Origin of the sequence: Roseobacter sp. N2S, assembly GCF_031454055.1 — a bacterium.
GTDB lineage: Bacteria > Pseudomonadota > Alphaproteobacteria > Rhodobacterales > Rhodobacteraceae > Amylibacter.
Genome location: NZ_JAVDQB010000007.1, coordinates 198354 through 204873, shown reverse-complemented (window position 1 = coordinate 204873; position 6520 = coordinate 198354). Strand labels below are relative to the sequence as shown.

Genomic DNA, 6520 nt, shown 5'->3' with positions numbered 1-6520 from the left:
GCGGGCGCGGCCGCAGGCGCGGTTTTCTTCAATGCGCACAACACGGCTTTGATTTGCCTCGGCTTCAACGCCGAGACGATGCAGAAAGTTCGGCAGCGGCGGACGGCGGTATTTGGTGAGATATTTGCGCAGCTCAGCCGCATAGCCACCGCGCAGGGCCTCATCGCCCGCCCGACTGCGCAGAAACGACAGCACCAGTTCGGGCTCGGTTGCAGGCTCCGGCTCGATCGAGCGGGCCCAGGCATAAACCGTCGCGGGATCCATCCAGCGGTTTTTGTTTTTCCCCAGCAGATTGCCTTCGATCGACAGGCGCAAACTCAGCAAGCCCTCTTCGGACATATACCCGAGATTGTTGGCAAAGCCTGTAAGAGCCTTTTCAAACAATCCTGCCGACATGCCGGAAGGCCGCGCCAATCCCAGCTCCGCCATTGGCGCCAACACCACCCGCTTCACCCGCGCCGCACCCGTCTCTGTCTGCTCTGCCGTTTCCATTCCCACTGTCCCTTTTCTCAGCTCAAACCGATGTGTTTTGCCACTGCCGCGTCGATCATGTTTTCCGCCATCAGGCACTCGGCGACCCGCCTTGGAATGCGCTGCCCGTTGACCGCCCCACCACCTCGAATGTAATCAGAAATCTGCTTTGCCTCGAACCGCTCATCTGCGGTAAAAAATGGCGTCCCGCGCGCCGCGCGCTGGTTAATTACAGGTTCTTTACAGGTTACCTCTCCAGTGGGCTGGAGACGGCTCCCCCTCCAAATTGGAGACGGGTCACCCCCTAAATTGGAGACGGCTCCGTCTCCAGATTTTGGAGACGGCTTTTGGGGTTTTCCGTCTCCAGTTTTTGGAGACGGGTCACCTGATTTGTCGAACTCAAAACCCAGAATATAGCGGGTCGGTTTTTGCCGTTTCGAGCGCTTGTCCCAAGCCCGGTGACGCCGGATCAGGCCCTTCCCTTCGAGCGCATTCAGCGCGTTGTTCAGCGTTCCGTTTGACACCCCGGTGGCGTCCAGAAGGTAGGCTTGGGTCGGGAAACACCCCTGAGACGGGTTGTGGCAATCACACAAATGGAACAGCACCCTGAACTCGCTGGCGCCGATCTGGCGCGCCTCAAGCCCCGCCAACCAATTTGTCGCTTTATGGCTCATGGGAACGCCTCCTTGCCAGGAAGAGCCCCTGAAGAGCAGATACGCTCAGGATAACCATCGCCATCACCCCTGCCCCTTGACCCGTTGGAAAAACTTTTCCGATCGCGCTTTAAACAATCCATGCAGCCGCAGACTGCGCTGCGACCGCTTGTAATAGAACCGCCCGGCTATCCGCCAGAACACCTTGCCCCCAAAGATCATGCTGCCTCCGCGTCGATCAGGTTGAACACCGCCTCAGCCCCCGCCATCACCAAAATGGAGCGGATATAGCGAAAATGCGGTGTATTATCCCCACGCACCCAGTTCTTCACTGTGCGCGGTGTGACGGTGTGATCGGCCGTGCTCAAAACCTGTGCCGCCAACTCGCACAATTCGTTTTCCGACTGCGCTTCAGGCAAGGCCCGCCACAGTGCTTTGCCAACCCATGCAAGGTCCGCATCCACTGTGTGCCGATCCAAATTACTGTTTTTATGTGATTTTTTTCTGAAAGACTTTTCCAACTGTTTACTCCTATGCTGTCCTTGTGAAGTGGACAGAGCATTGGAATGGACAGTCGAAAGGGCAGAAGGGGCCGCAGGCATTATGCGGCCCCTTTTGTGTGCAGATGTGAAAAACGAACAACACACATTACGCACCCCTTCATGCTACATCTCCGTCATGAAAATGACATGGCGCAGGCGGATGTGTGGCCATGTAATCATAAAGCCTTTCCGCCACTTCCAATGTGCAACTCTTTCCGGCTTTCAAACGGTGATAGAGGCGACTGTTACCAACCGCACGACTGGTCACAGTGGCAGCGGCCACCTTGTGCATTGCTGCATAATTTTCGATGCGTAATATTAGCTGCTCTGTAATCATCCGCCCATATAGGGATAATTATCCCGAAATCGCAAGGGACAATCGTCGCCTAGAAGTAGGGGGCCTGGCGGACTATTATCCCCATATGGCGAAAACCTTCTCTGAAGCCCTTGCGGGGGCACTACAATCATCAAAGATATCGCTGCGACAAGTCGCTGAAAAGGCAACTGTTTCGTATGAACAATTGAAAAAAGTCAAACAAGGTAAGTCATTATCTACTAACGTGGATGACGCACAAAAAGTTGCGCAAGCTTTCGGATTGACACTGGATCAGTTTCTCAACGGAGATTTCGAAACCAGTTCCACGATAGCAATCGCAGGTAAAGTTGGCGCAGGGGCATCAGTACCTGTATTTGACACCTATGAAAAAGGGGATGGTCCCCAGGTCGTATGCCCACCTCAACTTTCCCCGCATGGTATTGTTGCGGTAGAAATTGTTGGCGATAGCATGGAGCCAATCTATTCAGCCGGTGATCTGCTTTTTTACATCCGACATACAGATGATGGCGTCCCAATTGATGTAGTTGGACACAAATGTGTCTGTGAGGACATGAATGGGATGGGTTGGGTCAAACAAGTACGCATGGGATCTGAGCCAGGACTTTTCAATCTTATATCGCTCAATCCGAGTGCTGAAAATCAACACGATGTGAAACTTAAATGGGCTGCGCGGGTCCGTTTGCACCTGTCTGCCGATCTGGCAAGGCGAATTTGAAGAACTCAATCTCAAGAATGAGAGTACAAACCTCAACTCATACCTGCCCCCTTTCGATCTCAAATTGCACAAAATGGGTAACCGTAGTTAGATCTTTAAACTTTTACTCAACACTCAGCACATTTCGGCGCGCCTCATGCCTCCAACTACTCCCTAACAACCCGAGCTTTCGCTGGGTTTATTTCTACCTAGATACAACAGGGCTAGTGCATGCGCTAAAATAAATGGGATAATTGTACCCATTTCAATTTGACAGGGACTTTTGTCCCCATTAGTGATGTCTCCACAAACGGAGGCATTGACCATGACAGAAATCATTATCGAACGCCCAAGTGCAGCAGCAAGCCACGAACGGACTCGCGGCCACCAGCGCGCTGTTCATCAAGCTTTATCCAACGTGCGGATCGTGAAGGCGAACCCAAATGAGTGCTCCACTCAAGTCACTACTGATGCCCTTCAGGTTTTTTCATATTTTAACGTAGCCGCGGCTCAAATTATTACGGCCCAACCATCGCAGGTGAAATCATGACTTTCCTGATCTTTATCGCCTGCGCCCTGCCCTTTCTGGCTGCCATTGCCGAGATCATCGCTACCACCTGGGGCTTTGACGAACCCCTTATAGTCAGTGGATGCGACACCGATCCGGAAGGCGGTGAAGCATGAAGAACCTTATGCTTGATTTGGCAAAGGCCGAGGGGCACAAGCCCCGCCACAAAATATCGGCAGTACGTTCAAAGAAATCCACCAAAAAAGGCAGCAGTGAGAAGAACGCCAAGCGGTTCATATCCAAATGGACTGGCGGCCCCTTCACCGCAAATGACATTCGCGCAATGGTGGGCAAATCGGCGACTTCAAGCAAAGACACCGGGCGCAGTGCTGCCAGTTACTTGGTTGTGAACGGCTTGGCGCGCCCGATCGGAAAAAAGCCATCAAGCAACGCAACCATCTATGAGTTGATTGGAGTTTCGTCATGACGGAGCTCCTCCTCTTCACCGCAATCCGCGACATTCTTAATCGGCTTAATCAGAAAGACACGGCAACTGAGCAATGGGACTTTCTGGCCAATACCGCCATTGAAACGGGCGGTCAGATCATTGACCCGACCCAGCAAGGTCGATGGACCGCCGATGCAGCGCTAGCAATCACCGTCTACAACGTGTTCGCCCAAGGCAAAGACAAGGCCGCTGTCGTGCGCAACTGGCGTAAGACAGCGCACTGCATGCTGAACATGGCCGGACGCGACCTACCCACTATTAACGACACCACATCATCGCAGCCTGAATTTGGGGTGATGCAATGACTACGCAAACACACACGCCAGCCCGCTTTCCTGTTGATCCTGTACATTCTCGCAGGCCCCAACAGGGAGGTCCTATGGCAGAACCCCAGATACCCGACCGAGCCTCGTCAATGGGCCGCCTGCCCTTGAATAGGTCGGGCCAACTCGGCGGCGGTGACAAACGCACCGCCGCCTCCTTTGGCTACTGGAAACAGCAATGGCTGGTCACTTTTGAAGAATGCGCAGGTGACGTGCGTACGCTGCCCGTGATCCTTTCTGACAATACCCGACTGGATGATCTGCACATCGCCGCACTGGTAGCTTTGGACCGCCAGCACGGCATTGGCGACTGCACCCTGATCAGCCTCACCCAGCACTGCAATGGAGGCCCTGACGCCCCAGAAGCAACGGCGAGGGCTGCATGATGGCACCAACCGAAACCACGCCACCGCTTTGACGATCTGCCCTGCGCACAACAAGCAGGGATGTTGTGCAATGATGATCAATTCCAGCGCTTCGCAGCCATCCGCTGCGGCATGCCCGGTCAACAATTCTGCTCCAGCGCCGCAGCCCAATACCTGCGCGACTGCTGCGGCATCACCAGCCGCCGCCTGTTGAACAGCGAAAAGCCGGCAAAAAACAAATTCCACGCTCTGCGCACCGATTTCGACATGTGGCGCGGGCGTATTGCAAGAGAACGGAGATAATTAATGTCTGAGACAACTACAAAACCACTATTCATTCGTATTTCAAAGATCGGAAATTATTTCCCGTGGTCCAAGGACACAGCCTATCGTGATGCAAAAGCAGGTCTATATAAAATCCATAACATTGCAGGCCGATCCATGGTCGAAATCGCCGAAGTTGAGCAAGCAATTAGGGAAGGAAAGAAGGCTTAAGTAAATTGCAATTGATGGGCCAATTGATGGGCTGAAAACGGCTAAATCAAAAAAGTCCAACAAAATAAGGGAATTTATTAAACCTTTGGTGCGGCCGAGAAGACTCGAACTTCCACTCCGGTTAAGGAACAGCGACCTCAACGCTGCGCGTCTACCAATTCCGCCACGGCCGCACGCGAGGTAGGCAGCGTATAGCCAAGCAATTTCAGCTTGTGAAGCGCAAAATAACCGCACGGGTCATTAATGCGAAAAATCACGGGAGACTTGGCGGTTGAACTGCTGTTTCACCAGCAATCCCACAGTGACAAAACACACCGCCGCCACAGCAAAGACCAGCCAAGGCGTGCCAATTTGGAACAATTCGTTCATCGCTCGATTTGGTAGAAAGGAAAACAGGCCTGCGATTCCAATAGCCTGCGAATACAACCGCCACATAGTACGTTTATGGGCAACAATCTGGCGGCTCTTGATCCGATAGACCGCCAGCACCAGCCCAACTAGCGTCAAGACAGACAGCAGATGGATCGGGGAAAACCGTCCCACAATGCGCAACTCCCAGATAAAAAACGATGTCAGCGCAGTGACCGCCATGGCTGTGACCCAGATATATCCCACAGTTTTATGCGCCCGATCCCGACGCTTGCGCAGTAAGGCCAAAGGCCCCAAGACCGCTGCTAAAATGGCCATGGCCACATGTAACTGAATGATCGCTCCCGCCTGAGACAAAGCTAAAAAATCCATCTGTCGTAACTCCTGTTGCTGATGTTTTTGCTTGCTCTATAAATTGCAGAACCATTCAATTGCGACGAGCACGGCTTCGCGAAATACGGGATCAAAGCTTGAAAACAGGGCATTCGTCACTGGCGCTGCGTGCGTTACGAACCCATCTAATGCACCGCCCCGTGCAACTGGCGCTGCTGGGGGCTGTGGTGGTTCTGGGCCTATCGGGCCCGTTTGGAACCTTTCAGGCCCTGCCCGCGTTGTTGCGGTTTTTCTATTGGGCTGTGGTTGTCGGGGTTACCTATTGCACTGCTTATTTTCTGATAACGCTGGTGCTCTCCCAGATGCCAAGCCGTTGGCCGCACTGGATGGCGCGTGGCATATCCGGAGCAGTGGCGGGGCCTGTTGTTGCGGGTCTGGTCACGGGGATCAACGTGCTCAGCTTTGCTGAAAACACTTCTAGTCTGAATGATCCGATCGGTTTTGGAACGTTGACTTTATACTGCACATTGATTTGTGCCACTGTCACAGTTCTGATGGGTCAGGTTGATGCCACAAACCCGCCAGAGGTTACCACTTTCCCGCCGCCGTTGTTGAAACGACTGGCGTTTGACAAACGCGGGGCACTGGTGTCGTTGCAGGCGCAGGATCATTATGTGCTGGTGAACACCACTAAAGGACAGCAACTGGTGTTGATGCGGATAGGTGATGCCATGGCCGAAGTCGGAAATACCGCAGGGTTTCAGACCCATCGGTCCCACTGGGTGGCGCAGAACCAAATCGCTGACAGCACCAAACAGGGCGAGCGGGGCATCCTGACGCTGGTTGACGGCAGCACTGCCCCAGTCAGCCGCAACTATATGCCCGCCCTGAAATCCGCCGGTTTTTTCCAATAAACGGTCTA

General features: G+C 53.5%; 12 protein-coding genes and 1 tRNA gene. 7 read left to right on the top strand and 6 right to left on the bottom strand.

Features of this window, described 5'->3' with window-relative positions; translation table 11 throughout:
* From GGE09_RS16775 to GGE09_RS16765, 3 genes are all read right to left on the bottom strand, one after another.
* A partial coding sequence (locus tag GGE09_RS16775) for a hypothetical protein (RefSeq protein ID WP_309747317.1) occupies positions 1–492 on the bottom strand: 492 nt, incomplete at its 3' end.
* A gap of 17 nt (positions 493–509) precedes the next feature.
* Positions 510–1145, bottom strand: a complete 636-nt coding sequence (locus GGE09_RS16770) for a helix-turn-helix domain-containing protein (RefSeq protein WP_309747316.1) — start codon at positions 1143–1145, stop codon at positions 510–512.
* Between the two features lie 197 nt (positions 1146–1342).
* The gene (locus GGE09_RS16765) at positions 1343–1603 is read right to left on the bottom strand and encodes a hypothetical protein (RefSeq protein WP_309747315.1); all 261 of its coding nucleotides are present in this window, start codon (positions 1601–1603) and stop codon (positions 1343–1345) included.
* Between the two features lie 371 nt (positions 1604–1974).
* Between GGE09_RS16765 and GGE09_RS16760 the strand changes: the two genes are divergently transcribed.
* The 5 genes from GGE09_RS16760 to GGE09_RS16740 all read left to right on the top strand — a co-directional run bounded on the left by GGE09_RS16760 (position 1975) and on the right by GGE09_RS16740 (position 4018).
* The gene (locus tag GGE09_RS16760; RefSeq protein WP_309747314.1) at positions 1975–2718 is read left to right on the top strand and encodes a S24 family peptidase; all 744 of its coding nucleotides are present in this window, start codon (positions 1975–1977) and stop codon (positions 2716–2718) included.
* 304 nt (positions 2719–3022) lie between these two features.
* Positions 3023–3247 carry a hypothetical protein gene (locus GGE09_RS16755; protein ID WP_309747313.1) on the top strand — a complete coding sequence of 75 codons (225 nt, stop codon included), beginning with the start codon at positions 3023–3025 and terminating at the stop codon, positions 3245–3247.
* Positions 3244–3381 carry a hypothetical protein gene (locus tag GGE09_RS16750; protein WP_309744877.1) on the top strand — a complete coding sequence of 46 codons (138 nt, stop codon included), beginning with the start codon at positions 3244–3246 and terminating at the stop codon, positions 3379–3381. The genes GGE09_RS16755 and GGE09_RS16750 overlap by 4 nt, the downstream gene beginning before the upstream one ends.
* Complete coding sequence (locus tag GGE09_RS16745) at positions 3378–3692, top strand: hypothetical protein (protein ID WP_309747312.1); 315 nt, start codon at positions 3378–3380, stop codon at positions 3690–3692. Before GGE09_RS16750 ends, GGE09_RS16745 begins: the two co-directional genes overlap by 4 nt.
* On the top strand, positions 3689–4018 hold the full coding sequence (locus GGE09_RS16740) for a hypothetical protein (RefSeq protein ID WP_309747311.1): 330 nt from the start codon (positions 3689–3691) through the stop codon (positions 4016–4018). Before GGE09_RS16745 ends, GGE09_RS16740 begins: the two co-directional genes overlap by 4 nt.
* A gap of 107 nt (positions 4019–4125) precedes the next feature.
* Here the strand turns inward: GGE09_RS16740 and GGE09_RS16735 are convergent, their stop codons facing one another.
* Positions 4126–4647, bottom strand: coding sequence for a hypothetical protein (locus tag GGE09_RS16735; RefSeq protein WP_309747310.1), 522 nt, complete (start codon positions 4645–4647; stop codon positions 4126–4128).
* A 60-nt stretch (positions 4648–4707) separates the two neighbouring features.
* On the opposite strand from GGE09_RS16735, the gene GGE09_RS16730 reads away from it, so the two are divergent.
* On the top strand, positions 4708–4896 hold the full coding sequence (locus GGE09_RS16730) for a hypothetical protein (RefSeq protein ID WP_309747309.1): 189 nt from the start codon (positions 4708–4710) through the stop codon (positions 4894–4896).
* 86 nt (positions 4897–4982) lie between these two features.
* On the opposite strand, the gene GGE09_RS16725 is transcribed toward GGE09_RS16730, so the two are convergent.
* Positions 4983–5069, bottom strand: a tRNA-Leu gene (locus GGE09_RS16725).
* A 67-nt stretch (positions 5070–5136) separates the two neighbouring features.
* Entirely contained in the window at positions 5137–5637 is a 501-nt protein-coding gene (locus GGE09_RS16720; protein WP_309747308.1) for a DUF2306 domain-containing protein, read from the bottom strand.
* 98 nt (positions 5638–5735) lie between these two features.
* Between GGE09_RS16720 and GGE09_RS16715 the strand changes: the two genes are divergently transcribed.
* On the top strand, positions 5736–6512 hold the full coding sequence (locus tag GGE09_RS16715; RefSeq protein WP_309747307.1) for a LytTR family DNA-binding domain-containing protein: 777 nt from the start codon (positions 5736–5738) through the stop codon (positions 6510–6512).
* Positions 6513–6520: the final 8 nt, after the last annotated feature.